The organism is Modicisalibacter muralis (assembly GCF_900102945.1).
GTDB lineage: Bacteria > Pseudomonadota > Gammaproteobacteria > Pseudomonadales > Halomonadaceae > Modicisalibacter > Modicisalibacter muralis.
Window position 1 is genome coordinate 523,110 of the sequence record NZ_FNGI01000001.1, and the last position, 24,486, is coordinate 547,595.

Consider the following 24,486-nt stretch of genomic DNA (forward strand, 5'->3'; position numbering starts at 1 on the left):
GTTGCAGGACAGGAGGAACCATCATGCTGGACATCGCGCATGCCGTGACACAGAAGTATCCCGCCCTTGCCAGGCAGCCGGCACTGATCCGTCAGCCGGCACTGGGGTTATTGCGACGCCTGACACATGAAGTCGAGATCAACCGCTTTCTCGACCGGCACCAGGACGTAGGGCCTTTTGAATTCATCGATCACGTATTGGCACGGTTCACGTTCAGCTATCTGGTATCGCCCCGCGAACGCGAGAATATCCCCAGCGAAGGGCGCGTGATCATCGTCGCCAACCACCCGTTGGGCACGCTGGATGGCCTGGCATTGCTGCGACTGGTTGGCGAGGTACGCCGAGACGTCAAGATTCTGGCCAACGACCTATTGTGGCAATTCTCGGCACTGCGCGCGTTGCTGTTGCCGGTCGACAATCTGACGCGTAGCGGCTACCGCCAGTCGATGACTCGCATCGTTGGCAGCTTGATGAACGAGGAGGTGGTCATCGTGTTCCCTGCCGGGGAAGTGTCGCGAGCCGGCCCGTCAGGCATCAAGGATGGTCCTTGGCAGAGCGGTTTTCTGCATTTTGCGCGCAAGACCAATGCGCCTATCCTGCCGGTGCACCTCGGTGGCAAGAATTCGGCGTTGTTCTATTCTCTATCGCTGATCTATCGGCCGCTGGGCGGATTGCTGCTGGTCGACGAGATGTTCAAGAAACATGCCGTGGACTTGCCGGTGCGCGTGGGGGAGCCGATTCCGCTGGAGCGTTTCGACCTCGCCGAGTTGCCGACCCGCACCAAGGTCAAGCTGCTGCGCAAGCATGTCTACCGCTTGCCCAAGAACAAGAAGTCCTTGTTTGCCACGGTCCGGCCGATTGCCCACCCCGAAGACCGTGCTCAGTTACGGCGCGAGCTACGCGATGCCGAGTGCCTGGGGCAAACTCACCATGGCATGCGGATCCTGCTGCTCGACTACCGTAACGATTCGGCTGTCATGCGTGAGCTGGGGCGTCTGCGTGAACTGACGTTTCGACGCATCGGGGAGGGCACGGGGAGGCGGCTCGATCTCGACGACTATGATCGTCATTATCGCCACTTGTTGGTCTGGGACGAGGAGGCGCTGGAAATCGCCGGTGCATATCGCATCGGCGAGGTCGGTACCGTGCTGCGTGATAAAGGGCCCGATGGGCTCTATTCCAGCTCGCTCTTTGCCTATCCCGACGGCTGGCTCGAGCGCATGAGCGAGAGCATTGAACTGGGGCGAAGCTTCGTGCAGCCACGTTACTGGGGACGTCGCAGCCTGGATCTCTTGTGGTATGGCATTGGTGCCTACCTGAAGACACGCCCGGAAGTGCGCTGGATGTTCGGTCCGGTATCGATTTCGAATGCAATGCCAAGAGCTGCTCAGGATCTATTGGTCAGTTATTACCGGCATTACTATGGCGCCTCCGTCACCGGAGTGAAGGCACGTGCGCCTTTCCAGCCGCTGGGCGAGCGCCTCAAGGAAGCCGGGCAGCTATTCATCGGCAATGATGCCCGGCACGATTTCAAGATGCTCAAGGAGCAGTTGGCGTTACATGGTGTCACGGTGCCGGCCCTCTACAAGCATTACACGGAGCTTTGCGAGCCGGGCGGAGTTTCCTTTGTCGATTTTGGTATCGATGCCGATTTTGGCTATTGCGTCGATGGGCTGGTCCAGGTCGAGGTGGCGCGCATTACCGAGCGCAAGCGATTACGCTATATCGGTTGATGTTACACAACGCGTTGAGAAACGATTATCAAGGCTCCCCTAGCGATTCCCGGTCGCTGCCGTTACCCTCTTGGCATGGACTCATACGGCCAATCAGGGAAAGCGCATGGCGAGAATCGAACATAGCGCAGTGTTGCCCGCCACACCGGATAGGGTTTTCGCCCTGCTGGAGCGCGTCGAGGACTTTGCCGATTATTCCGACATGATCGAGTCGATCGAGCCGCTTGGCGAGCGTCGCTACCGTTGGAATGTCCATGCCGTCGGCATGGATTGGTGTTTCGATGTCCAGATCACGGAAATACGCTCACCCGAGGTGTTAGCTTGGGAGTCGCTGGAAGGAGTGCGCAATCAGGGGCGTTATGAATTGACTGCGGTGCCGGAAGGCACGCAAGTGAAGCTGATCGTCGACTACCAGATTCGTAATCGCCTGGTCGAGAAAGCGGTGAACAAGGCGGCCAGGCCGCTGGTCAGCCAGGTTAGTCGGCAGATATTGGAGCGCGTCGAAGCTCGCCTTTGAGGAACCAGCGATGCCTAACGCCCCTCAACTCGCCGTGATGCGGTTGCGTCCCTGGCGCTTGGACAGGTACATGCGTTGATCGGCGATGTGGATCAAGTCGTCGGGGGTCTCGAAATCACCGTCACCCAAATTGGCAATACCCACCGAGGCGGTGACATGGATCGCCTTGTCGTCGTAATGGGCGAGCGGCATGACGCGTAGCTGCTCGCAAAGACGATTGGCGAAATCCCACGCATGCTGCGGCGTGTATCCTTTCATTATGACCAGAAATTCTTCGCCACCGTAGCGGCCGATCGTCATGCCTTTCTCGCTCATCGTGCGCAGCAGCTCGGCGAATGCCTTGAGTACCTGGTCGCCCAGATGATGGCCGTGCTCATCATTGATCTGTTTGAAATAATCGAGATCGATGAAGATCACCACCAGTGATTGTTCGTCTCGTTGGGCCTCGAAGAAACGCTCCTGCAGGACTCTTGTCAGGTGCTGACGATTATAAAGGCGGGTTAGCGGATCGTAGCGCACGGCTTGATCGAGCTGGGCGTTATCGTGCCGTAGCTCATCGAGTTCCTTTTCCTTGCGGCCGAGTATTTGCTGAAGCTTCAGGGTACGCTCCAGCAATAACTGCTTGGCTTGAAAAAGTAGCGTATGTGGATCGATATATCCTGGCGTTGCGACGTCGAAGAGTTCGGCCATCATCGGCAGGCGGGCCTGAATGCGGCTCAGCAGATCGCTACGGCATTGCTCGTCACCCAGCCAGGGCTCTAGCTGTGCCAGGGTATTGTGACCGTCGGCCTCCAGCCAGATATCGGCCAGACGCCCCGAGAGCATGACACATTCGCCCTCATCGAGTAGGGCATCGCGCACCGGACGATCATGACTGCGCCGAATCCAGTCGCAGGCTCGCGGCGATAACCCCCAGTTCGCCGCCAGCCAGGCACCGATTTCGGCATGAGCGGCACCGAACTCCGTGCGTTCACGCAGGCTGATATCGTCGTGCCGGTCGGCATTGCCGATCACGGCGTCATAATGAGGACCCTCGACGGCATCCAGTGCCAACATGCCGATATCCTGCAGTAGCGCGGCCGTGAAGATAGCGCCACCACTCGACTCCAGGGCGGATTGGCGAGCGAGCTCCTGGCTGGCAATGGCGCTGGTTAGCGAGCGTTGCCAGTAGCGGTGCAGGTCGAGCCCCGGCCGCTGGGCATCGTTGCCGTAACCACTCGCCAAACTGAATCCCAGCGCTAGCGAGACGGTGGTATCGAGACCGAGGCGCTCGACGGCCTCGCGTAGCTCTTCGGCGGGATGACCCTTGGTATAAAAAGCGGTATTGGCGAGCGAGATCAACCGCGCTGTCAGCGCTGGATCTTTGCTTAGCGCTTCTATGATGGGCTGCAGGCGCGTTTCGCTGCTGCGGGCTAGCTCGATGAGTCTGAGCACGGCGGCGGGCAATGAGGGCAGGGCGGGGCAGCTATCCAGCGACTTACGCAGCGCATCAGAAATCAAGCAGGCCCCCTTCATCGACAAGCGATAGACCAATACGAGCGGCCGAAAGACGAGATGTGGTAACGATGGCGCTCATCAAGCTATCTTTAATGACGTTGTGTGAATATATGTCACACTATATGACCGAAACGTCACCGCGAAAGCAAGTAGAATTAGGATTAGTATCCTTCAAGCTTGGGAAGCGACACCTCCGAAGCCTTGTCGGCGGGATTGGCCGTCCGGGCCATAGAGCGCTTTTCCAGCGGCGTCATTGAGGAAATCGAGGATGCGCTGGTTCTGTGCCAGGCGCGAGCCGACCAGCACGCCGTTGAGCTGATTGAGTTGCTTGGCATGCAGCGCCCGCTCACGGAATTCAAGCCACTCTTCGAGACAACCGGCATCGATAGCGGCGGTTTCGGCGCCGCGAGCGCCTTCGCCATAACCGAGTTTGCGCTGTGCCGAAAGACGCTGTGCTTCCAGCGCTTCGAGGCGGACGATATGCGTCTCTTTCTCTTCGGCTTGCTTGGTCAGTCGCGGTCCATCGATCTGACCGGCCGAAAGCGTGTCTCGTTCAGCCTCCAAAAGCGTGATGAACGCTTCGAGATGGCTGCGTTGGCGGTCGAGATGCTGGGCCAGGCTCATGTCCAAGACTCCAAGTTGACGATCAGGAAGACGTATCGCCCAGCAGGTCGCGGACACTATCGATCAGGCCGTCGGCAATGCGTTCGGCGCGGATGTCGAGGCGCCCCTCGCTGATCGCCTGACGAATTTCGGCGACACGCGCGGCGTCGATATCCTGGCTGTCGTCTCGCGCGCTGTCGCTGAGATGCGTGATGGCGGCCGGGTTGGTCGATTGCGTGACCGACTCACCCTTGGCGGGCTGCGCTGCCTTGTTAACCTCGCCCTGAGTGGCGCGGTGCAGCGGATGTGAGCTATCAATCTTCACGAAAACATCCTCAAGATAAACACTTACCCTCACTATCGGCCGAGCAAAAAATAACTTTAGGCCACAAGTGAGCACTAGATGTCATTCTAGCATGCATGATCACGGCCTCTGCTCGAGCGGCGATCGAGAAAAGGCTTCAGAAGACGATTTCCAACTTATCACGCCCCACGACTCTTGCCTGCAAGCGATCGCCGTCATCGGTACGCAGGCGCACCTCGTCACCGAGCGCGCCGTTGTCCAGCGCCTCGGCATCGAGGCTGACGGTGAAGCCGTTACCGCGCGCATATACCGTGACCGAATCGCCGCGCTCGACCAGAGGCTCGCGGCGCAGGTGGTAATCCTGCAAGGTGGTGCCGGCCGGCAGTGGGCGCACGGCGAGCAGACCGACTGCCGCATCGACATCGAGTATGGCATGGCGCGGTAGACGTTCCAGCCGGGCTTCTTCCAATTTCAGATCGGCGGCTGCGATGCGCGCGTTGGCGGCGATATCTCGCGCGACCACCACATGCTGGGTCATGACCGATATATCGGCCTGCAGATAACGCACCCGGCGCTGTTCGCCGCAGCGCACGCCCACCGAGACGCGGCCGTAAAGCCGTTGCCCGAAGTTAGGCAAGAAAGCCTCGGGCTGTTGGCACTCGGGAAGCCGGGCCGAGCCCCGATGCAAGGTGATGGTGACGTCGTCGCCAAGGTGCTGAATGCGTTCGGCGAGAAAGTCGTGCACGCGCTGTTCGAGCAGGCCATCGGTGGCTGCGGTCGCGGCCAGCGTTGCTGCCGGCACGGCGAGCGCAGCCACAAACCAGACCATCGTCCATGCCATGAACGGGCGAAGCACCTTGATCGCCTGTCGGAACAGCGCTGTCGACTCGTGCGCAACACGCATGTTCAGCCCCCATTGCTCAATGTCGCCGATTCTAGGCGGGCGTGAAATTTTTCATGCGCGGAAATAACCGGCAAATCGTGGCCTGTTTCTTCCTTTGCGATGACAGCGCGGCGTTTAATCTCCAACCTGAAACTTTCCCCATTTAACCAAGGGGCGATAACCATGGGCATGATCGATCAGCTTTCCGGGGCGCTGAACCTCCATCAGGAGGCACTCAACCTGCGCGTCGAACGCCAGAAGGTTCTGGCCAGCAACATCGCCAACGCGGATACCCCGAATTACAAGGCCCGCGACTTCGACTTTTCCAGCGAGCTCTCGCGGGCGATGAAACAGGGCCAGGGCAGTAGTGAAGGGCTGGCGTTGTCGACCACATCGAGTCGCCACATTCCCGCCCAGGCGCCGGCTTCCAGCGGTGTCGACCTGCTGTATCGCGTGCCCAGCCAGCCGAGTCTCGATGGCAACACCGTCGACATGGATGCCGAGCGCGCGCAGTTTGCCGACAACGCGGTGCGCTATCAAGCGGCGATTACCGTCCTGAGTAGCAAGATTCAGGGCCTGAAATCTGCCATGCAACCGGAGTAAATGCGCATGTTCAGTATTTTCGATATTTCCGCCTCGGCGATGAGCGCCCAGGCACAACGTATGAATGTCACGGCCAGCAACATGGCCAACGCCGGTAGCGTGGCTAGCCCCGATGGCGAAGCCTACCGTGCCAAGCAGGTGATTTTCGAAGCCCAGTCCCAGGGTGGCAGCGCCATTGGCGGTGTGCGTGTCGCCAAGGTGATCGAGGACGACTCACCGATGCGCATGGAGTATCGGCCCGAGCACCCACTGGCCGATGAAGATGGCTATGTGACGATGCCCAACGTGTCGCCGGTCAGCGAGATGGTCAACATGATCGCTGCCTCGCGTTCCTATCAAGCCAACGTCGAAGTCATGAACACCAGCAAGACGCTGATGCTCAAGACGCTGACGCTGGCCCAGAACTAACCCGGCCAGGAGAGCCCCATGGCTAGCACGATCGACAGTGGCGTACTCGGTGCCCTGAACGGGGGTGGGACCTCCGCTCAACCCCGGACGTCATCCCAGGAGTTGAGCGAAAGCTTCATGACCCTGCTGGTCACACAGCTTCAGAATCAGAACCCCTTGAAGCCGATGGAAAACGCCGAAATGACCTCGCAGATTGCGCAGATCAATACGGTGCAGGGCATTCAGGATCTCAATGCGACGCTGGAAACCATCAATGGCCAGATCGATGCCGGTCAGACACTTCAGGCGGCGGGACTGATCGGCCAGGGCGTACTGGTGCCGGGCGATCGCGTGCTGGTTGGCAAGGCGGGTGAAGATGCCGAGGGTGTGGTCGCCACGCCGTTTGGTATCGAACTGCAAGGCCCCGCCGACGAGGTCAAGATTACCATCACCAATGGTAGTGGCGAGGTGATGCGAACCTTCGACATTGGCGCGCAGGAGGCTGGAGTCCAGTCCTTCTCGTGGGATGGAAAGGTAGGGGAGTCTGACAGTAGTGAGGACGTTGCCACAGGCGAATATCTCGTTTCAGTCGAGGCGACGTACGGCGGCGAACCGGTACCGGTGACGACCTTGAATTACGCCGTGGTCGGCGGCGTGATCAGCACTGACAGCGGGCCGCGCCTGGACCTTGGCGCGATGATGGGGCAAGTCGGTCTCGAGGCCGTGCGCCAGATTCTCTAGCGCGGCGGACCATCGTTTCAACGCTCATGACGAACACGGCAATTACAGCGAAACAGCAGTTATAACCAAAACAGCAAACGCGCAGGGAGTACTACCATGGGTTTTTCACAAGCACTCAGTGGTCTTAACGCCGCCGCCGATAAATTGAATGTAGTTGGCAACAATATCGCCAACTCGCAGACGGTGGGCTTCAAGTCGTCGACTGTACAGTTCGCCGACGTGTACGCCGGCAGCAAGATCGGCTTGGGCACCAAGGTCAGCGCCGTACTGCAGGACTTCAGCAACGGCTCGCTGGAAACCACCGGGCGCAATCTCGACTTGGCGATTGCCGGCGACGGCTTCTTTCGTTTCGTGCAGAACGATCAGGTGGTCTATTCGCGCAACGGCCAGTTGACCGTGACCGCCCAGGGCTATCTCGAGAACGCCCAGGGCGCGCGCCTGACCGGCTTCCCGGCGGGTGTCGGTACCGGCGGTCAGCCTGTGGAATTGCAGGTGCCGACGGAAGCCTTGGCGGCCAAGGGCACTACCGGCATCGATGCCAGCCTCAACCTGAACAGCTCCGTGGATGCGATCGATCGCGCCACGACAGCATTCGATATCACCGACCCGGATAGCTACTCCTACGCCAATAGCGCCACCGTCTACGACTCGCTGGGCAATAGTCATAACGTGACGATGTACTTCACCAAGACCGGAGCAAATGCTTGGGAAGTGCGCACGGCGCTGGATGGCACCGTGAATGCTAATGTCGAGAATATTACCTTCGATCAGGACGGTATTCTGCAGACCACGGCACCGGGCACGTTCACGTTCACTTCAACTAACGGCGCCGCCGACGTTACGTTCGATCTCGACCTGGCGGGTACCACCCAGTTCGGCAACGAGTTCGAGCTTAGCTCACTGACCCAGGACGGTTATACCTCCGGTAGCCTGGTGGGCACGGTCATTGACGATAACGGCAATATCATCGGCAACTACTCCAACGAGCAGTCCCAGGTGCTAGGCACCATCGCGCTGGCCAATTTCCGTAACCCGGAAGGCCTGCAGCCGGTGGGCGACAACGCCTGGGCCGAGACGGGAGCCTCCGGCCAAGCATTGCTGGGCCTGGGCGGTAGTGGCGTGTTCGGTTCGGTGGAGTCCGGCGTCGTCGAGACCTCCAACGTCGATCTCACGCAGGCGCTGGTTGATCTGATCATTGCGCAACGCACCTTCCAGGCCAATTCCCAGACCGTCAAGGTTCAGGACGAAGTATTGCAGGGCATCGTCAACCTGTAACGCTTGAGCCATGCACTAATCGATAGAACCTGGAAGAGAGCCGGACGCTATGGATCGAATCATCTATACCGCCATGAGCGGCGCCCAGCAGAGCATGGACCATCAGGCGATCATCGCCAACAACCTGGCCAATGCCTCGACGCCGGGCTTTCGCGCCGAGCTTCAAGCGCTGCGCGCCGTGCCCATTCAGGGCGAGGGGTTGCCCACGCGCAGTGTCGTGGCGGTTACCACGCCGGGTAGCGATTTTACCCCGGGGCCCATCTCCACGACTGGCCGCGATCTGGATGTGGCTATCAGTGGCGACGGCTGGTTGGCGGTACAAACCGAGGATGGCGAGGCCTATACCCGCCGCGGCGATCTGCAGATCGACGCCAATGGGGTGGTAAATGTCCTCGGGCGCCCGGTAATCGGTGACAACGGGCCCATCGTGGTGCCGTTGGGTGCCCAGGTCAGTATCGGTAGTGACGGCACCCTGAGCGCCTTGATTCCCGGCGGCGAGCCGGTCACGCGTGGCCCGGCCGGACAGCTCAAGCTGGTGACGCCGGGCCCCGAAGGGCTGGTTCGCGGCGAGGACGGCCTGTTTCGGCCGGCACCGAATGCCAATGGCGTGGCGCCTGGTGTATTGCAGGCCGACGAGACGGTGCGTGTGATCAGCGGTGCCTTGGAAGGCAGTAACGTCAGTATTACCCAAACCATGGTGGCGATGATCGACAGCGCGCGGCGCTACGACATGCAAATGAAGACGATCGAAAGCGTCGACGAGAACTCACAGCGCGCCAATAACCTGCTCTCGTTGAGCTGAGCGATTGCCTGACGAATCTACGAGGAATACATCATGATCAGTTCGCTGTGGACAGCCAAGACCGGCCTCGAAGCCCAGCAGTTGAAGATGGACGCTATCGCCAACAACCTGTCCAACGTCAGCACCAATGGCTTCAAACGCACGCGCGTGGTGTTCGAGGACCTGCTTTATCAAAACCTGCGCGAGCCCGGCGCGCAATCCACGGTGGTGGACAATCTGCCGTCGGGCTTGCAGATCGGTACCGGCGTACGCCCGGTGGCCACGGTACGTCTGCACACCCAGGGCGGGCTGGAAAATACCGAGAACTCGCGCGATCTGGCGATCGACGGCCAGGGTTTCTTCCAGGTCATGCGCCCCGATGGCACCACGGCCTACACCCGTGATGGCAGCTTTCAGGTCAACCAGAACGGCCAGATGGTCACCGCCAGCGGTTATCCCATCGAGCCGGCGGTGTTTATCCCCGCCAACTCGCTGTCGGTGTCGATCTCTCAGGATGGCATCGTCTCGGTCACCCAACCGGGGTCCAGTCAATCCAACGAGGTCGGCCAGTTGCTGCTGTCGACCTTCATCAATCCGGCCGGGCTCAAGAGCATTGGTGAAAACCTCTACCTCGAGACCGATGCGTCGGGGCCACGCAACGACAACATGCCGGGGCTGAATGGGGCGGGCACCCTGCTGCAAGGCTATGTCGAGACTTCCAACGTCAACGTGGTAGAGGAAATGGTCAGCATGATCCAGACCCAGCGTGCTTACGAAATCAACAGCAAGGTCGTCAAGACGTCCGATGAAATGCTGGCGCGTCTGGCTCAGATGTGAAGCGCGCGACACAAGTGACTAGTACAGGGGTAACAAGCTGATCATGAAGCGATATTCCGCCTATTCGGCTCGCCATATGCTGCGCTTGCTGTTGATGCTGAGTGCGGCGCTGGTGGTCAGTGGCTGCGCTCAATTGCCGCGTCCGTCGGTGGTCGGCGAACAGGAAAAGATCGAGATTCTGCCGCCGCCACCGCCAGTGGCCAACGGCTCGATTTATCAGCCGGAGTATGGCTACAAGCCGCTGTTCGAAGACCGGCGGCCACGCCGAGTGGGCGATATTCTGACGATCGTTCTCGATGAGCAGGTCAGCGCCAGCAAGAGCTCTTCGGCCAACGCCGGACGCGATGGCGAGGCGGGCCTGGAATTCGTTCAGTTACCCGAGCCGCTGGAAGAACTGGCCGAGTATGGCTTCGATGTCAATGGCAACAACGACTTCTCGGGCAGCGGCGGTGCCGCGGCCAATAACACCTTCACCGGCACCATCACGGTGACCGTGATCGACGTACTTTATAACGGCAACCTGAAGGTGCGTGGCGAGAAGCAGATCGCCATCAACCAGGGCACCGAGTTCATTCGCTTCTCGGGGGTGGTCAATCCGCTCTCCGTCAATGAGCAGAACAGGGTGGTGTCGACCGAGGTCGCCGATGCGCGTATCGAGTATGTGGGTGACGGCTATATCAACGAGGCGCAGACCATGGGCTGGTTGCAACGCTTCTTCCTCAACGTGTCGCCATTCTGAGTTGGTGCCGATGAACCAGAGGTCGATGAAGATGCTCCATCGTCGTTTTTCTTTCTCGCTGATGCGCTATTTGGTGCTTGGTCTGGCGCTGTGGCTGGGCCTGATGATGCCGGCCCAGGCCGAACGCATTCGCGATCTGGCGTCTTTTGCCGGCGTGCGTGAAAACGCGCTGGTCGGCTATGGCCTGGTGGTGGGGCTGGATGGCAGCGGCGATCAAACCACGCAAGCGCCATTCACCACCCAGAGTCTGACCAACATGCTGTCGCAACTGGGTATCAGCATTCCCCCGGGCACCAACATGCAGCTCAAGAACGTCGCGGCGGTGATGATCACCGCTGAGCTTCCGCCCTTTGCGCGCAAGGGGCAGGAAATCGACGTGGTCGTCTCGTCGGTGGGCAACGCGAAAAGCCTGCGTGGCGGTACGCTGTTGTTGTCTCCACTGCAGGGCGCCGATGGCAGGGTCTATGCACTGGCCCAGGGTAACGTGCTGGTCGGTGGGGTAGGCGCCGAGGCGGGCGGCAGCAGTGTCGCGATCAACCAGCAGGCCGGTGGCACGATCAGCGGCGGCGCGACCGTCGAGCGTGAAGTACCGCTGGAATTGGGCACGGACGGCACCCTCGAACTGCTGTTCGACCAATACAGTTTCGACAACGTGCAGCGTGCGGTCTCCGCCATCAACCTGGAGTTCGGCGCGCCGGTGGCTCAGGCCGTCGACGGCCGGGTGATCAGCCTGCGTGCGCCGATTGATAACAGCGACCAGGTGCGTTTCATGGCGCGCGTGCAGAATGTCGATCTGACGCTGGGCGAAGGGCCGGCGCGGGTCATCATCAATTCGCGTACCGGTTCGGTGGTACTGACCAGCGCGGTGACGCTGAGTCGTGCCGCGGTCGCGCATGGCAATCTGTCGATTACCATCGATTCGAATCCGCTGGTCAGCCAGCCGAATCCGTTTGGCGGGGGGGAAACGGTTGTCGTGCCCAATGCCGATATCACCGTGGCCCAGGAGGGTGGTGCGCTACAGATGCTCGAAACCAGCGCCGATCTTGCCGAGGTGGTGCGTGCACTCAATGCCCTTGGCGCTACGCCGCAGGATTTGATGTCGATTCTGCAGGCCCTCAAGGCCGCTGGCTCGCTACGTGCTGAATTGGAGATCATCTGATGAGCGTAAGCAACCTGGGCGGCCAGTTCGCGCTCGACATGCAGGGTCTTCAGCGCCTGAAACAGACGGCGGTCAATGCGCCCAGCGAGGGGCTAAACGCCGCGGCCGAACAGTTCGAGGCGATCTTCCTGCAAATGGTGCTCAAGAGCATGCGCGAGACGATTCCCGAATCGGGGCTGCTCGATAGCAAGCAAACGCGCTTTTATACCGACATGCTCGATAAGCAATGGGCACAGCATCTCTCCGGCAGTGGTTTCGGCCTGGCCGAGCAATTGATCAATCAGCTCGAAGGCCGCGGGCTGGCAACTGGCTCCATTCAGGGCGAGAGCCTGATCGCCGGCATACCGCGTGGCACGCCACGTGTCTTGCACGGTGGACTGGTGACAAACTCGTCGGATGGTTCATCGGAAACAACCGCCACGCCGACCTCGACAAGGCTGGGTGACGAACTGCTGCTACAGCCACGCGGCGCTTATGCCACTGATGACGTCGGCGCTAGCAGCGTCAACGGAGCCAGCGACGCACGCGGTGACGGCGCGGGCGAGCGCCCCCTGCATGTCTCACGATTCATGGAGCAACTCGAAGGGCCGGCCCGGATCGCCAGCCGGACTACCGGCGTGCCGGCTGAGTTGATTCTGGCGCAGGCGGCGCTGGAAACCGGCTGGGGCAAGCATGAAATCCCCACCGCCGATGGCGGCAACAGCCATAATTTGTTCGGCATCAAGGCCGGTAGCCAATGGCGGGGCGAGACGACCGATGTCGTCACCACCGAATACGTCGATGGGGTGGCGCGCAAACAGGTCGACAGTTTCCGCGTGTATGACTCCTTCGAGGACGCCTTCACCGATTACGCCAGGCTGATTGGTGACAACCCGCGTTACGCCGGCGTGGTCAGCGCTTCCAACGCCCATGAAGCCGCCCGCGCCCTGCAGACCGGTGGCTATGCTACCGACCCGGCCTATGCCGACAAGCTGATCGCGGTGATGGCGTCGCTCGGTGAGCGACCTGCCCAAGCGACGCTGAGTGCGCAGGCGAGCACGTCGCCAGGGGCTAACGGTGGTTTTACGGACCGGGTGCCGACGAGCATCTTCTGATGGGAATTGGCGCGATGATTGCCATTCACCCCTAAAGCTGACGCGGCGACGGCCGATAACCTAGACAATAGCCAACGCGGAACGGACTCATGAGCCTCTTTTCCATCGGCCTCAGCGGCCTGAGCGCAGCACAAATCGCTCTGCAAACCACCAGCAGCAACATCAGCAACGTGTATACGCCGGGCTACAACCGTCAGTTGACGTTGCTGGGCGAGAACGGCATCCACGGCGGTGGCGTCCAGGTCAATGACGTTCAACGTCAGTTCAGCACCTATATCGCCGAGCAGCTCAACCAGGCGACCAGTAGCGCCAGCGCGCTGAGCGCCTACGAGACGCAGATCAGTCAGATCGACAATCTGCTCGCCGACCGCGAAGCCGGTCTCGCGCCGCTGATGCAGAGCTTCTTCTCGTCGCTCGAGGACATGGCCGGCGCGCCTTCCGATCCTGCCGCACGCCAGGGCGTGATCGGCAACGCCAATACCCTGACCGCCCAATTCCGTGCGTTCGACAGTTATCTCGACGACATGCAGTCCGGCATCAACGGCCAGATTCGTGACGAAGTCACCCAGATCAATAATGCCGCCGACCAGATGGCGATGCTCAATCGTCAGATCGCGCTGGCCAAGGCCAAGACCGGCGAAGCACCCAACAGCCTGCTCAATCAGCGTGACGAGCTGGTGGCGAATATCAGCGAGCGCATCGGCGTCAGCCTGGTTGTCCAGGATAACGGTACCTATAACCTGACCATCGGCAACGGCCAGCCATTGGTGGCGGGCAATCGCAGCTTCGAGCTCGAAGCCATGCGTTCGTCCAACGATCCATCGCGCATCGTGGTCGGCTATAACGACGCCGGTGGTAACCTGATCGAGCTCGACGAAGCGACTTTCGACAACGGCACCCTCGGCGGCCTGATGACCTTCCGCCGTGAGTCGCTGGATCAGACCCAGAACCAGGTCGGCCAATTGGCGCTGTCGCTGGCCGAAGGCTTCAATGCCCAGCACCGCCTGGGTAGGGATCTCGATGGCGAGCGGGGTCAGGAGTTCTTCGCTATTGGTGGGCCAACCGTCTACTCGAACGACAACAATACCGGCGATGCAGTAATCAGTGCCGAGTTCAGCGACTTCACGGCGGTGACTACCAGCGATTATGAAGTCAGCTACGACGGTAGCGCCTACTCAGTGGTGCGCAGCGATACCGGCGCCGACGTCACTTTTACGGCCGGTACGGATGGCGCCGGCAATACCACGCTGACCTTTGATGGCGTCACGCTGACCGTCGAGAGTGGCACAGCACAGGCGGGTGATACCTTCGCGGTTCAGCCGACGCGCAATCTCGCCGGCCAGTTCGAGAACCTGATCGACGATACGGCGGACATCGCCGCGGCGTCGCTGGTGCAAGTCGAGGCCAATAGCGCCAACAGTGGCACGCTGGGCGTCGAGGGGATCAGTGCCGAGCGTGGGTATCAACTGCCCACCTCGAACATGGACCTGACGGTAAGTAATGTCGATGCGACGACGGGCTCCTATACCCTCGGTGGTTTCACGGCGGGCATGAATGTCTCGGTCAATGGTACGGTGTATAACAACCCCGAAACTGGGGTGATGAACCTCCAGGCGGGCGATACGATCACCGTCGATGGCGTCAGCTTCACGTTGACGGGACAGGCTGCGGACGGCGACAGGATTACCTTCGGCTCTTATCCCGAGGCCAGCGGCGACAATCGCAATGCGCTGGCCATGCAGAACCTGCAGGACGCCGAACTGGTCGGTGGCGAGTCCACCTTCAGCCAAACCTATGCCTCACTGGTCAGCGTGGTGGGCAATCAGACCAATGTCGCCAAGGTCAACCTTGCCGCGCAACAGGGGCTCGCCGAGCAGCTTACCGCTGTGCAGCAATCCAAATCGGGGGTCAACCTCAACGAAGAGGCCGCCAACCTGATTCGCTACCAGCAGTTTTTCCAGGCCAACGCCCAGGTAATCCAGACCGGTAGCACCGTACTCGACACCATTCTTGGCCTGCGTTAATGCCAGTCATCTCTTTCAGTGTGAGGCACCGTCATGCGTATTAGTACCGTGACCATGTTCCAAGCCAGTCTGGCGTCGATGAATCGCCAGCAGAGCGAATTTCTTCATATCAGCCAGCAGATCGCCAGCGGCAAGCGAGTCGTCAACCCCTCCGACGACCCCCAGGCGGCGTCACGCGCGGTGGGTGTTTCGCAGTCTTTGGCGGTCAATCAGCAATACGCCGACGCCCGGATCAGCGCGCGTAATGCGCTGTCCCAGGAAGATAGCGTGCTCGGCAGCATCGGCGACGCCATCGCCAGCGCCAAGACGCTGATCGTTCAGGCGGGCAACGGCACCCTGAGCGATGCGGACCGCGCATCGCTCGCCAGCGATCTGAATGGCATCTATGAAAGCCTGATCGGTCAGGCCAATACCACCAACGGTAACGGCGCCTATCTGTTCGGTGGTTTCGAGGACGATGCACCGCCATTCGTTCGTTCTGCAGGTGGTATCGAATATTTCGGCAGCGACAATGTCAGGGCACAGCAGGTTGGCCCCTCGCGTCAGATGACGGTGGGCGACAGCGGCAGTGAAATTTTCAGTGGTGTGCACAGCGGTTCCGGCTATGTGGCCGAGGCCGATAGCGGCAATACGGGTAGCGTGACGTTTACCGGCCCGGCGCGCGTGGATGCCAGCCATGCCAATTACGGTGACGGCTTCACGATTACTTTCGGTGACGATGGCGCCGGCAACCCAACCTATAGCATCGTGAACGACAGCACCGGTGCCGCTGTGCAAACCGATGTCGCCTATGATCCCGAAGAAGGTGCAACGCTAACCTTCGGCGGCCTATCGTTGACGCTCGAAGGCGAGCCAGCGGCGGGCGATGAGATCAGCATGGCCAAGGCCCAGGATCAGAGCCTGTTCACCACGCTGGAAAACGTGATTGCCGCGCTTAACACGCCAACCGATACCGATGCCGCCAAGGCCGCCTTGCACAACACGCTGTCGACGACTAGCCGCGAGCTCGACAATAGCCTGAACAACGTGCTTACCGTGCGTGCCTCTGTCGGTGCGCGTATCAATGAACTCGATGTGCTGGATTCGGTGGGCGGCAATCGTGAATTGAACTATAAATCGACGCTCTCCGAACTGGTCGATCTCGACCTTGCCAAGGCCACCTCCGATTACCTTTTGCAGCAGGCGGCACTGCAGGCCTCGCAAAAGGCCTTCGTCGGTATTCAGAACCTGTCGTTGTTCGAGCAGCTTTAAGCAGTACGACACGATGGGCGCCATGCATGGCGCCCATCGTGTATCTGGTTCCGGGTCAGTTGGTAATCGGCGCCATCACCACCAATAGTTCGCGCATGAAGGCGAAGCCTTCCATGAACAGCCTTTCCAGAAACCCCGCCAGATCGGTCATCAGCACCATCATCAGCATCAAGCCCACCACCAGGGTCAGCGGGAAGCCGATCGAGAAGATCGTCAACTGCGGGGAGGCGCGGTTGAGGATACCCAACGAGAGGTTGATGATCAGCAGCGATGCCACCACCGGCAGCGCCAGCAATAGCCCCGCCACGAAGATCGTGCCGCCATAACGGGCCAGCATTTCCCAGGCGGCGGAATTGAAACCGCCCATGCCGATAGGCAGGGTATCGAAGGACGTGGCGAGGATTTCGATCACCACCAGGTGCCCGTTGAACGCCAGCAGCATCAACAGCGTGACGATGTACAGAACCCGCGACAGAATCATGGTGTTGGTGCCCAGCGCCGGCGAGAAGAAGGTCGCGAACCCCAGTCCCATCTGTAGCCCGATATATTCGCCAGCCGCCATCACCACCGCTAGTGTGACGCGCATTACCAGGCCGATGGCCACGCCGATGAGCATCTGTTCGATCATGATGCCAAGCCCCGCCCATGACATGATCGGGACGTCGGGCAGCGGTGGCAAGATGGGCGCCATGACAATGGCAAGCACGGCCGCCAGGCCGATCTTGACCTGTGCCGGCACGCTGGAATGGCCCCATAGCGGGGCGGCCATGATAAAGGCGGCAATGCGCACGAACGGCCACAGGAAGGCGATGAGCCAGCCCTGTAACTGATCGAAAGTGACCTCGATCATGTCAGCCGAGCATCAGGGGGATGTTGCGATAAAGTTCGGTCGTGAAGTCGGTAATCAACTGTATTAGCCAAGGGCCGGCCAATACCAGCGCGCCGAACACGCCGAGGATCTTGGGAATGAACGACAGGGTCATCTCGTTGATCTGGGTCGCCGCCTGGAACAGGCTGACCAGCAAACCGATCAGCAGCGCCGTGATGAGCAGCGGCCCGGCCAGAAACAGCGTCACCTTCATGCCCTGGTAGGCCATGCTCATGACCATTTCCGGTGTCATGGTGCACCTCGCAAATTAGATTGCCTGGAAAACGATGTGCAGGCTCTCGCTAGATATAAAAGCTTTCCGCCAGCGAGCCGATCAGCAACTGCCAGCCATCGACCAGCACGAACAGCATTAGTTTGAAGGGCAGGGAGATGGTCGCCGGGGGGACCATCATCATGCCCAGGGCCATCAGCACGCTGGCCACGACCAAGTCGATGATCAGAAACGGAATGAAGACCGTGAAGCCAATCTGGAAAGCGGTCTTCAATTCACTGGTGACGAATGCCGGTAACAGCACGCGCATGGGCACGTCTTCAGGCCCCTGCATGGCGCCGACATCGGCGAGCCGGGCGAATAGGGCGATATCCGGCTCGCGGGACTGGGCCAACATGAATTCACGAAACGGCTGGCTGGCCAACTGCAGGAACTCGTCGAAATTGATCTGCTGCTCGGAAAACGGTTGCCAGGCTACCTGATAAACCTGATCGAGCACCGGTGACATGATGAAAAAGGTCAGAAACAGCGCCAGACCCAGCAACACCTGATTGGGCGGTGCCGACTGCGTGCCGATGGCCGTGCGCAGCAGGCTCAATACGATGATGATGCGGGTGAAGCTGGTCATCATCAGCAATAGCGCCGGCAAGAAGGCCATCGAGCTGAGCAGCAACAGGGTCTGCAGGCTCAACGACCACTGCTGACCGCCGTCTTCCAGCGGACGACTGATTACGCCGGGAATGCTCTGGGCCAGCGCTGCGTGTGGCCAGCACAGCAGCAAGGCGATGCCCAGCAGCAAGGCGGCAGGGCGCAGCAGCCGGTCCCAGCGAAGTCGATCGACCTTGCGGGGTTCCAGAATGAGGCTCACGCATCGCCTCCCGGTTTCTCGTTCGCTCCGCCATCAGACCTGTCATGCGACGTTTTGCGCGAGAAGGAGGCGCGCGTGTTGTGGCGCAGGGCAGTGGCGAAGCGTGCGGCAAAACCACCACCTTCCGGCATTATCTCGGGCGTGCTGGTATCGGTGGGCGGCGCGGGCATTTCATGCAGCGAATTGACCTTCCCACCACCCACTCCCAGCACCAGCCAAGTGTCCTTGACCTCGACGATCACCACGCGCTCGCGCTGACCGACGGCGGTGCTCGCGACTACCTTGAGGTGCTGGCCCTGGCGCCCACGCGCGGGACCGATACGCTTGAGCAGGGCGCTGCACAGCAGAATCACGCCGATCACAATAGCCAACGCCAGGGCAGTCTTGCCCAGCACGGCGAGACCCAGCAGGTCGCTCTGAGCGCCGCCCAGTGTTTCGGCGGCGCTTTGCGTGGTGCTCTGGTTGATAAGAGTCTGACTCATCGGTTGAGTTTCTGCACGCGCTCGGAAGGAGTGATGATCTCGGTAATACGGATGCCGTACTTGTCATCCACGACCACGACCTCGCCCTGGGCAATCAGGTAGCCATTGATGAGAATATCCATCGGCTCCCCGGCCAGGCCATCGAGCTCTATCACCGAACCCTGGGCGAGCTCGAGAAGTTGCTTGATGGTGATGCGGGTGCGGCCCAGCTCCACGGTCAGCTTGACCGGAATGTCCATGACCATTTCCAGATCGCGCATGGCATGGCTGCCGGTGCCCTGATCCAGTGGCTTGAATACCTGAGAGCCGGCGGCAGTAGGCTGACTGGCATCGCCGCCGACGGGCTGTTCGGCTTCGGTTTCGGCCTGCTCGGCAAGCGCCGCTGCCCAGGGGTCGTCCTCGGTTTCTTCCACCGAAGGCGCTTCGTTCTGCTGCTCGGCCATGGCGTCTGCCCAAGCATCGTCGCTACTGTTCTGATCGGGCTTCTTGGGGTCAGTCATTGTCGGATTCCTTGGCTTCAGGCGTCAGACCTGGGGCAAACTTGGTGTTGTTGGCGACGTGATCGATCAACTTGCGCACGCGTAGCGCGCGCTGGTCATGCTGGCTGCCGAATTCGCAGTCCATGACCGGCACGCCATCGACGCGGGCCGAGACGATGTCGGGCAGCTCGATAGGCAAGACATCGCCGGCTTTGAGTGACATGACCCGGCCGATACTGGTGACGATATCGACGAAATCGGCCACCAGTTCGACCTGGGAATGCTTGATCTCGCCGGCCATGCGCTGGCCCCAGTGGCGGTCTTCATCGGCGTGGCTGTCGGTCAGCGGACCCGAGAGCAGGTCGCGTATCGGTTCGATCATCGAGTAGGGCATGCATATCTGGAAGTTACTGGCCAGGTTGCCGACTTCCAGATGGAAGGTGCTGGTCACCACGATCTCGTTGGGAGAACTCGTGATATTGGCGAAACGCACCTGCATTTCCGAACGCAGGTAATCGATCTCGAGTGGGAAGACCGATTTCCAGGCATCCTGATAGGCGCCGATGGACAACTTGAGCAGACGCTGGATGATGCGTTGCTCGGTATGCGTAAATTCACGCCCCTCGGATTTGGTCAAAAAGCGCCCGTCGCCGCCGAACAGGTTATCGACCACCATGAATACCAGGCTGGGCGGGAATACCACCAGCGCGGTGCCACGCAGCGGCTTCATGGAAATCAAATTGATATTGGTCGGCACCGGAATATGCCGTGCGAATTCGCTATAGCTTTGATAACGCACGTTTTCCACGGTGATATCGGCGCTGCGTCGCAGCAGGTTGAACAAACTCATGCGAAATTGACGGGCGAAGCGCTCGTTGATGATGTCCAGCGCATGCAGGCGCTCGCGAATGACCCGGTGCTGTGTCGCGGGGTCATAGGGGCGTACGCGAGCATCGCTGACGGCATCTTTGCCGGCGCTGGACTCTTCCTCGCCACTGACGCCCTTGAGCAGGGCGTCGATTTCATCCTGCGAAAGCAGATCGTCTTGAGACATGGTGTCCTATTGCACGATGAAGTCGGTGTAGAGCACATTCTGAATCCTCAGCGGTGGCTGAGGGTCGCTGAATGGCTCGTCGAACAGCGCCAGAATCTCCTTCGATAGCGCCTGTTTTCCCTGCGGTGAAATCAAATCCTCAGCGCTCTGGCTCGACAGCAACATCAGCAACCGGCTGCGCACCTGCGGCATGTGTTCCATGATCAGTTGCTGGGTGGCTTCGTCGGCCACCTTGAGCGACAAGCCGATATACAACAGGCGTTGCGCATACTCCTCGCTCTGCAGGTTGACCGTGAAAGGTGAAATACCCACGAAGATAGGCGCTGGGGCTTCGACCGGTGCGCTACTCACCTGCGAATCCTGGGCAACGGCCGAACTCTTGGAGTCGAGCATGAAGAACACGACGGCCGAACACGCCATCGAGAGCATGATGATGAGAATGCCGAGTAGCCACCAGGGCTTGCGGCTTTTACCTGCGATTTGATTGCTGGCCATTGCTTACGCCGTCGTTATCGGGTGATTCAGAAGGGAGTATGGCGGCAGCCGCTCCATCGGCAAGGATGGAAAAGACTGTCGATATACGCTTATCTCGGGGTTTTGCTCCGGCGCTTGTGTATCGATACGCGCAGGTAGGTATGGTCCCTAATCCCGTTATCGGCCGATGAGCCGACTCTTGAAGGGCCGGGGTGCCAAGCGCGCCCTGGGAGCCTGTCGGTCAAGCAGACAGACTCCTGGGATCAGGCGTAAAGGTCTACCGCGTTGCCATTGCCAGCCAGGGGTCGGTCGACGGTCGCCGCGACATCCAGGTCCTCATGGATCGATGTGGCGCGCAGGTCGTCGTCGCGTGAGGCGAGGCCGGTGTCATCGGCCGAGCGGGAGTCGCCGTCATGTTGTTGGCGCTGCTCGCCGACCATCGCTTCGCCTAGCTGAATGCCATTTTCCTCGAGCGCTTGGCGCAGTTGGGGGATGGCCTGCTCGATGGCGGCGCGAACCTGTGGATTGGTCGAGAAGAGCTGCAACTGGGCCAATTGATCGTCGACCTTGAGACTAATCGACAATGGACCCAGATCGGCGGGGCGCAAATGCAGTTCCATCTGTTGGGCGCCACGCTGATGCAGCGCAACCAATTGCTGACCCAGGCCCTGTTGCCATTGTGGCGTGGCCAACGGGGCATTGAGTACCTGTGCGGGCGAGGCCTGTGTCTGGCCGGCCGAGCCAGTGGACGCGCCGGTTAGGTTGCCGGCGAGGGCCTGAACCTGGCTGGCATGGCTTTCAGCGCCACCACGCCCCGCTATAGCGAGATCGGGCGTTGCCGGGCTAGTGGCGATAGCGTCCATGAACGTCGCCGGCTGGCTGGCGGTTGGTAGAGCGGCGCTAGGGTCCTGAGTGCCAACCGGGTTCATGCCTTGGGCGGTTAGCGGCTGATGATGCGCTGCCGCGGCCTGGCCGTGAATGCTGGTTAGCCTGTCGCCGGCCTGGGGGAGAGACGCCTTGGCAATATCCAGTGCGAACTGCCCGGCGTTGGATAACGTGGCGGCGTCGCCAGCGGCAGCCGGCGCAGCCAATGTTGCCGCGCCGCGTTGGGCATTGGCGATGGTCGTCAAACGCTCGCGAATCGCGGCCAGGTCAAGCGTTTCGCTAGCATTGAGCGTGGCCTGACTCGCCTGCAGGGTGGTGTTTAGGGTGCTCGCGATAACCGGCGGCTGGGTGGGCTGGCTGGTTATCTGCGCTGACATGGCCTGGGCGATATTCTGCGTCAGTGGCGACAGTCCGGCAGGCGATCCTGCGGCAGGCGATCTTGTGGTGGGCGACCCTGCGACCGGCATGCCGGTAACCGGAGGAACGGCACCCGGCACCAGGGCCTCGGATTGTTGCGCCGTGCTATCGGCCCCTGACTCGGGCATGGCTTCGCTAGCGGTTGTGTCCTTCTCCGTCGTTTTCGCGAGCGAATCGTCGCCGGAATTGGATGTGGCGGTGGCATCGCGGGACCCTTTGCCGCTGGCGGCTTCACCCGACTGCTTGAGCATTCGGGCAAAGTCCTCCCCGTCGGCCGTGGTGCCCTGCGGACCTTTGGACGCGGGGGAGGTGGTGCTGGCAGGGAGTAACTGGGTAATTTCCATGAACACAACCTCCTCAGTGGCTGGAGCCGGAGTGGGAATCGTTGGCTTGGCGGCGGCGTAACACGCCGGCGGCCATTTCGTCGGCCAGGCGCTGTTCCTGGCGTGTCGTGCGTTGGCGCTCGGCATTTTCGCGGCGAGAGGCCAATGTATCGTAGGCACATAACTTGCGCTGTTCGACCTGCCAACGCTGTTGACCTTGGGCCAGGCCAGCCTCGCGCTCGACAAGCGTCTGACGCGCGCGAGCGATGGCGTTATCCAGCGAGGTCAGAAATTGTTGGTAGTTTTGCCAGCTATCGGGACCGATACCGGTTTCCATGGCGCTCTGCAGGCGCTGGCGATATTCGTGGCGATAGCGTGTCAGCGTCTCGAGCTGAGCGACGGCGTCCTGACGCGCTCGTAGCAGGCCGCTCAGTTCGATACTGGCGTTGTCACGGGCATCGCGGGTCAGCTGGCTCAGCGTGTCGAGCGGTGTTGATGTAGCCATGAACGGTCCCCCTTAATCCTGCGCCTTGCTCTGAGTCCTGCATTCGCTTTGAATTTCGTTTACGCGATCAGCCGGGCACCAATGACGCCAGTGCATCCTGGGTTTCCTGGATATCGGCGCGCTCGTCGATGCGCTGCTGAAGAAAGCGTTCCAGCCTTGGATGCATCGTCACCGCTTGATCGAGCTGCGGGTCGTGTCCCGGCGTATAGGCACCGACGCTGATCAGGTCGCGATTGCGCTGGTAGCGCGACATCACTTGCTTGAAGTGTTGTGCTTGGCGCTGTTGTTCGTTACTGACGATGGATGTCATCGCGCGGCTGATCGACGCTTCGATGTCGATGGCCGGATAATGGCCGCCTTCGGCCAGCGTGCGCGACAGTACGATATGGCCATCGAGAATCGCCCGCGCCGAGTCGGCAATCGGATCCTGCTGGTCGTCGCCTTCGGTCAGTACCGTATAAAAAGCGGTAATCGAGCCACCGCCTTTCATGGCGTTGCCGGCACGCTCGACCAGGCTGGGCAGCCTGGCGAATACCGAGGGTGGATAGCCCTTGGTCGCCGGTGGCTCGCCGATCGCCAGGGCTATCTCGCGTTGTGCCATGGCGAAACGGGTCAGCGAGTCCATGATCAGCAGCACGTTGCGCCCGGCGTCGCGGAAACCTTCGGCAAGGCGCGTCGCATAAGATGCACCTTGCAGACGTTGTAACGGCGACGTATCGGCCGGCGCGGCTACCACAACGGCACGACGCCGACCCTCGGCGCCGAGAATATTGTCGATGAAATCCTGTACTTCACGGCCACGTTCACCGATCAGGCCGACTACGATCACGTCGGCACGGGTATAGCGGGCCATCATGCCAAGCAGTACCGATTTACCGACCCCGGAGCCGGCGAACAGCCCCATGCGTTGCCCCCGACCGACGCTGAGCAGGCCATTGATGGCCCGGATGCCGACGTCGATCTGGGTGTCGATGGGCGCACGCGACAAGGGGTTGATCGCCGGGGTGGCGAGCGGCGCATGCGGTGCGTCGGCCAACGGGCCCTTGCCGTCCAGCGGCCGGCCATTACCGTCGACGACCCGGCCGAGGAGGGTGTCACCGAGCGGGAAGCGTCGGGCGCTGCCATTCTCATGCGGGCCCTCGCCGAGCGGGAAGACTCGCGAACCGGGCAGCAGGCCACTGATTTCTTCCAATGGCATGAGAAACAACTTCTCGCCCGAGAAGCCGACGACTTCGGCTTCGGCGAAACGCTCGCTGTCCCGCTGATGCGAAGCGAGCGTGGAACGTGGCGATACCTCGATGCGACAGGCGCTGCCCAGTGGCACGCGCAGCCCGATGGCTTCGAGTACCAGGCCGGTGGCGCGGACGATGCGTCCACTGGCGCGATAGGGTGCCACGCCGGCGACTCGACGCTGGACGCCATCCACGGCATCCTGCCAGCGACGCTGGTGCAGGTTGCTCGCCTCGGTCAT

The 24,486-nt window shown here is 60.7% G+C and carries 27 protein-coding genes; 13 read left to right on the plus strand and 14 right to left on the minus strand.

The genetic code is table 11. The features are described 5' to 3' along the window. Window positions 1–23 precede the first annotated feature (23 nt). Entirely contained in the window at window positions 24–1,733 is a 1,710-nt protein-coding gene (locus BLR92_RS02470) for a bifunctional ornithine lipid synthase OlsF (RefSeq protein ID WP_089725153.1), read from the plus strand. Window positions 1,734–1,839: 106 nt separating this feature from the next. Continuing rightward, window positions 1,840–2,250, plus strand: coding sequence for an SRPBCC family protein (locus BLR92_RS02475; RefSeq protein ID WP_089725155.1), 411 nt, complete (start codon window positions 1,840–1,842; stop codon window positions 2,248–2,250). 24 nt (window positions 2,251–2,274) lie between these two features. Here the strand turns inward: BLR92_RS02475 and BLR92_RS02480 are convergent, their stop codons facing one another. The 4 genes from BLR92_RS02480 to flgA all read right to left on the minus strand — a co-directional run bounded on the left by BLR92_RS02480 (window position 2,275) and on the right by flgA (window position 5,558). Next, window positions 2,275–3,750 (minus strand): sensor domain-containing diguanylate cyclase, encoded by a 1,476-nt coding sequence (locus BLR92_RS02480; RefSeq protein ID WP_175488696.1) that lies wholly within the window; start codon window positions 3,748–3,750, stop codon window positions 2,275–2,277. 168 nt (window positions 3,751–3,918) lie between these two features. Then, a complete protein-coding gene (locus tag BLR92_RS02485; protein WP_089725158.1) occupies window positions 3,919–4,371 on the minus strand; it encodes a flagella synthesis protein FlgN in 453 nt (150 codons plus the stop codon). 22 nt (window positions 4,372–4,393) lie between these two features. Continuing rightward, on the minus strand, window positions 4,394–4,675 hold the full coding sequence (gene flgM, locus BLR92_RS02490; protein WP_089725160.1) for a flagellar biosynthesis anti-sigma factor FlgM: 282 nt from the start codon (window positions 4,673–4,675) through the stop codon (window positions 4,394–4,396). A 136-nt stretch (window positions 4,676–4,811) separates the two neighbouring features. Continuing rightward, complete coding sequence (gene flgA, locus BLR92_RS02495; RefSeq protein ID WP_089725161.1) at window positions 4,812–5,558, minus strand: flagellar basal body P-ring formation chaperone FlgA; 747 nt, start codon at window positions 5,556–5,558, stop codon at window positions 4,812–4,814. A gap of 168 nt (window positions 5,559–5,726) precedes the next feature. On the opposite strand from flgA, the gene flgB reads away from it, so the two are divergent. From flgB to flgL, 11 genes are all read left to right on the plus strand, one after another. Continuing rightward, window positions 5,727–6,140: a flagellar basal body rod protein FlgB gene (flgB, locus tag BLR92_RS02500; RefSeq protein ID WP_089725954.1), complete on the plus strand. Its 414-nt coding sequence runs from the start codon at window positions 5,727–5,729 to the stop codon at window positions 6,138–6,140. Next, complete coding sequence (flgC, locus tag BLR92_RS02505; protein ID WP_089725163.1) at window positions 6,141–6,548, plus strand: flagellar basal body rod protein FlgC; 408 nt, start codon at window positions 6,141–6,143, stop codon at window positions 6,546–6,548. A gap of 18 nt (window positions 6,549–6,566) precedes the next feature. Beyond that, on the plus strand, window positions 6,567–7,268 hold the full coding sequence (locus tag BLR92_RS02510) for a flagellar hook assembly protein FlgD (protein WP_089725165.1): 702 nt from the start codon (window positions 6,567–6,569) through the stop codon (window positions 7,266–7,268). 96 nt (window positions 7,269–7,364) lie between these two features. Continuing rightward, window positions 7,365–8,543, plus strand: coding sequence for a flagellar hook protein FlgE (gene flgE / locus BLR92_RS02515; protein ID WP_089725167.1), 1,179 nt, complete (start codon window positions 7,365–7,367; stop codon window positions 8,541–8,543). 49 nt (window positions 8,544–8,592) lie between these two features. Further along, window positions 8,593–9,345, plus strand: coding sequence for a flagellar basal body rod protein FlgF (locus BLR92_RS02520; RefSeq protein WP_089725168.1), 753 nt, complete (start codon window positions 8,593–8,595; stop codon window positions 9,343–9,345). A gap of 33 nt (window positions 9,346–9,378) precedes the next feature. After that, window positions 9,379–10,161, plus strand: a complete 783-nt coding sequence (flgG, locus tag BLR92_RS02525) for a flagellar basal-body rod protein FlgG (RefSeq protein WP_089725170.1) — start codon at window positions 9,379–9,381, stop codon at window positions 10,159–10,161. A gap of 76 nt (window positions 10,162–10,237) precedes the next feature. Next, entirely contained in the window at window positions 10,238–10,900 is a 663-nt protein-coding gene (locus BLR92_RS02530; protein ID WP_217636530.1) for a flagellar basal body L-ring protein FlgH, read from the plus strand. A gap of 61 nt (window positions 10,901–10,961) precedes the next feature. Beyond that, window positions 10,962–12,059, plus strand: a complete 1,098-nt coding sequence (locus tag BLR92_RS02535) for a flagellar basal body P-ring protein FlgI (RefSeq protein WP_175488718.1) — start codon at window positions 10,962–10,964, stop codon at window positions 12,057–12,059. Continuing rightward, the gene (gene flgJ / locus BLR92_RS02540) at window positions 12,059–13,153 is read left to right on the plus strand and encodes a flagellar assembly peptidoglycan hydrolase FlgJ (RefSeq protein ID WP_089725174.1); all 1,095 of its coding nucleotides are present in this window, start codon (window positions 12,059–12,061) and stop codon (window positions 13,151–13,153) included. The genes BLR92_RS02535 and flgJ overlap by 1 nt, the downstream gene beginning before the upstream one ends. A gap of 89 nt (window positions 13,154–13,242) precedes the next feature. Then, window positions 13,243–15,177: a flagellar hook-associated protein FlgK gene (gene flgK / locus BLR92_RS02545; RefSeq protein WP_089725176.1), complete on the plus strand. Its 1,935-nt coding sequence runs from the start codon at window positions 13,243–13,245 to the stop codon at window positions 15,175–15,177. A gap of 33 nt (window positions 15,178–15,210) precedes the next feature. Beyond that, a complete protein-coding gene (gene flgL / locus BLR92_RS02550) occupies window positions 15,211–16,428 on the plus strand; it encodes a flagellar hook-associated protein FlgL (RefSeq protein ID WP_089725178.1) in 1,218 nt (405 codons plus the stop codon). A gap of 55 nt (window positions 16,429–16,483) precedes the next feature. On the opposite strand, the gene fliR is transcribed toward flgL, so the two are convergent. The 10 genes from fliR to fliI form a co-directional block, all read right to left on the minus strand. Beyond that, complete coding sequence (gene fliR, locus BLR92_RS02555) at window positions 16,484–17,278, minus strand: flagellar biosynthetic protein FliR (protein ID WP_089725180.1); 795 nt, start codon at window positions 17,276–17,278, stop codon at window positions 16,484–16,486. 1 nt (window position 17,279) lies between these two features. Next, entirely contained in the window at window positions 17,280–17,549 is a 270-nt protein-coding gene (fliQ, locus tag BLR92_RS02560) for a flagellar biosynthesis protein FliQ (RefSeq protein WP_089725183.1), read from the minus strand. Between the two features lie 49 nt (window positions 17,550–17,598). Continuing rightward, entirely contained in the window at window positions 17,599–18,327 is a 729-nt protein-coding gene (gene fliP / locus BLR92_RS02565) for a flagellar type III secretion system pore protein FliP (protein WP_175488719.1), read from the minus strand. A 65-nt stretch (window positions 18,328–18,392) separates the two neighbouring features. Beyond that, a complete protein-coding gene (gene fliO / locus BLR92_RS02570; RefSeq protein WP_089725185.1) occupies window positions 18,393–18,878 on the minus strand; it encodes a flagellar biosynthetic protein FliO in 486 nt (161 codons plus the stop codon). Beyond that, window positions 18,875–19,378 (minus strand): flagellar motor switch protein FliN, encoded by a 504-nt coding sequence (gene fliN, locus BLR92_RS02575; RefSeq protein ID WP_089725187.1) that lies wholly within the window; start codon window positions 19,376–19,378, stop codon window positions 18,875–18,877. Before fliN ends, fliO begins: the two co-directional genes overlap by 4 nt. Then, complete coding sequence (gene fliM / locus BLR92_RS02580) at window positions 19,371–20,411, minus strand: flagellar motor switch protein FliM (protein WP_089725189.1); 1,041 nt, start codon at window positions 20,409–20,411, stop codon at window positions 19,371–19,373. Before fliM ends, fliN begins: the two co-directional genes overlap by 8 nt. A gap of 6 nt (window positions 20,412–20,417) precedes the next feature. Further along, a complete protein-coding gene (gene fliL / locus BLR92_RS02585; RefSeq protein ID WP_089725191.1) occupies window positions 20,418–20,906 on the minus strand; it encodes a flagellar basal body-associated protein FliL in 489 nt (162 codons plus the stop codon). 242 nt (window positions 20,907–21,148) lie between these two features. After that, window positions 21,149–22,531 carry a flagellar hook-length control protein FliK gene (locus BLR92_RS02590; RefSeq protein ID WP_175488697.1) on the minus strand — a complete coding sequence of 461 codons (1,383 nt, stop codon included), beginning with the start codon at window positions 22,529–22,531 and terminating at the stop codon, window positions 21,149–21,151. 13 nt (window positions 22,532–22,544) lie between these two features. Then, a complete protein-coding gene (gene fliJ / locus BLR92_RS02595; RefSeq protein WP_089725194.1) occupies window positions 22,545–23,015 on the minus strand; it encodes a flagellar export protein FliJ in 471 nt (156 codons plus the stop codon). Window positions 23,016–23,082: 67 nt separating this feature from the next. Further along, window positions 23,083–24,486 (minus strand): flagellar protein export ATPase FliI, encoded by a 1,404-nt coding sequence (fliI, locus tag BLR92_RS02600; RefSeq protein WP_089725960.1) that lies wholly within the window; start codon window positions 24,484–24,486, stop codon window positions 23,083–23,085.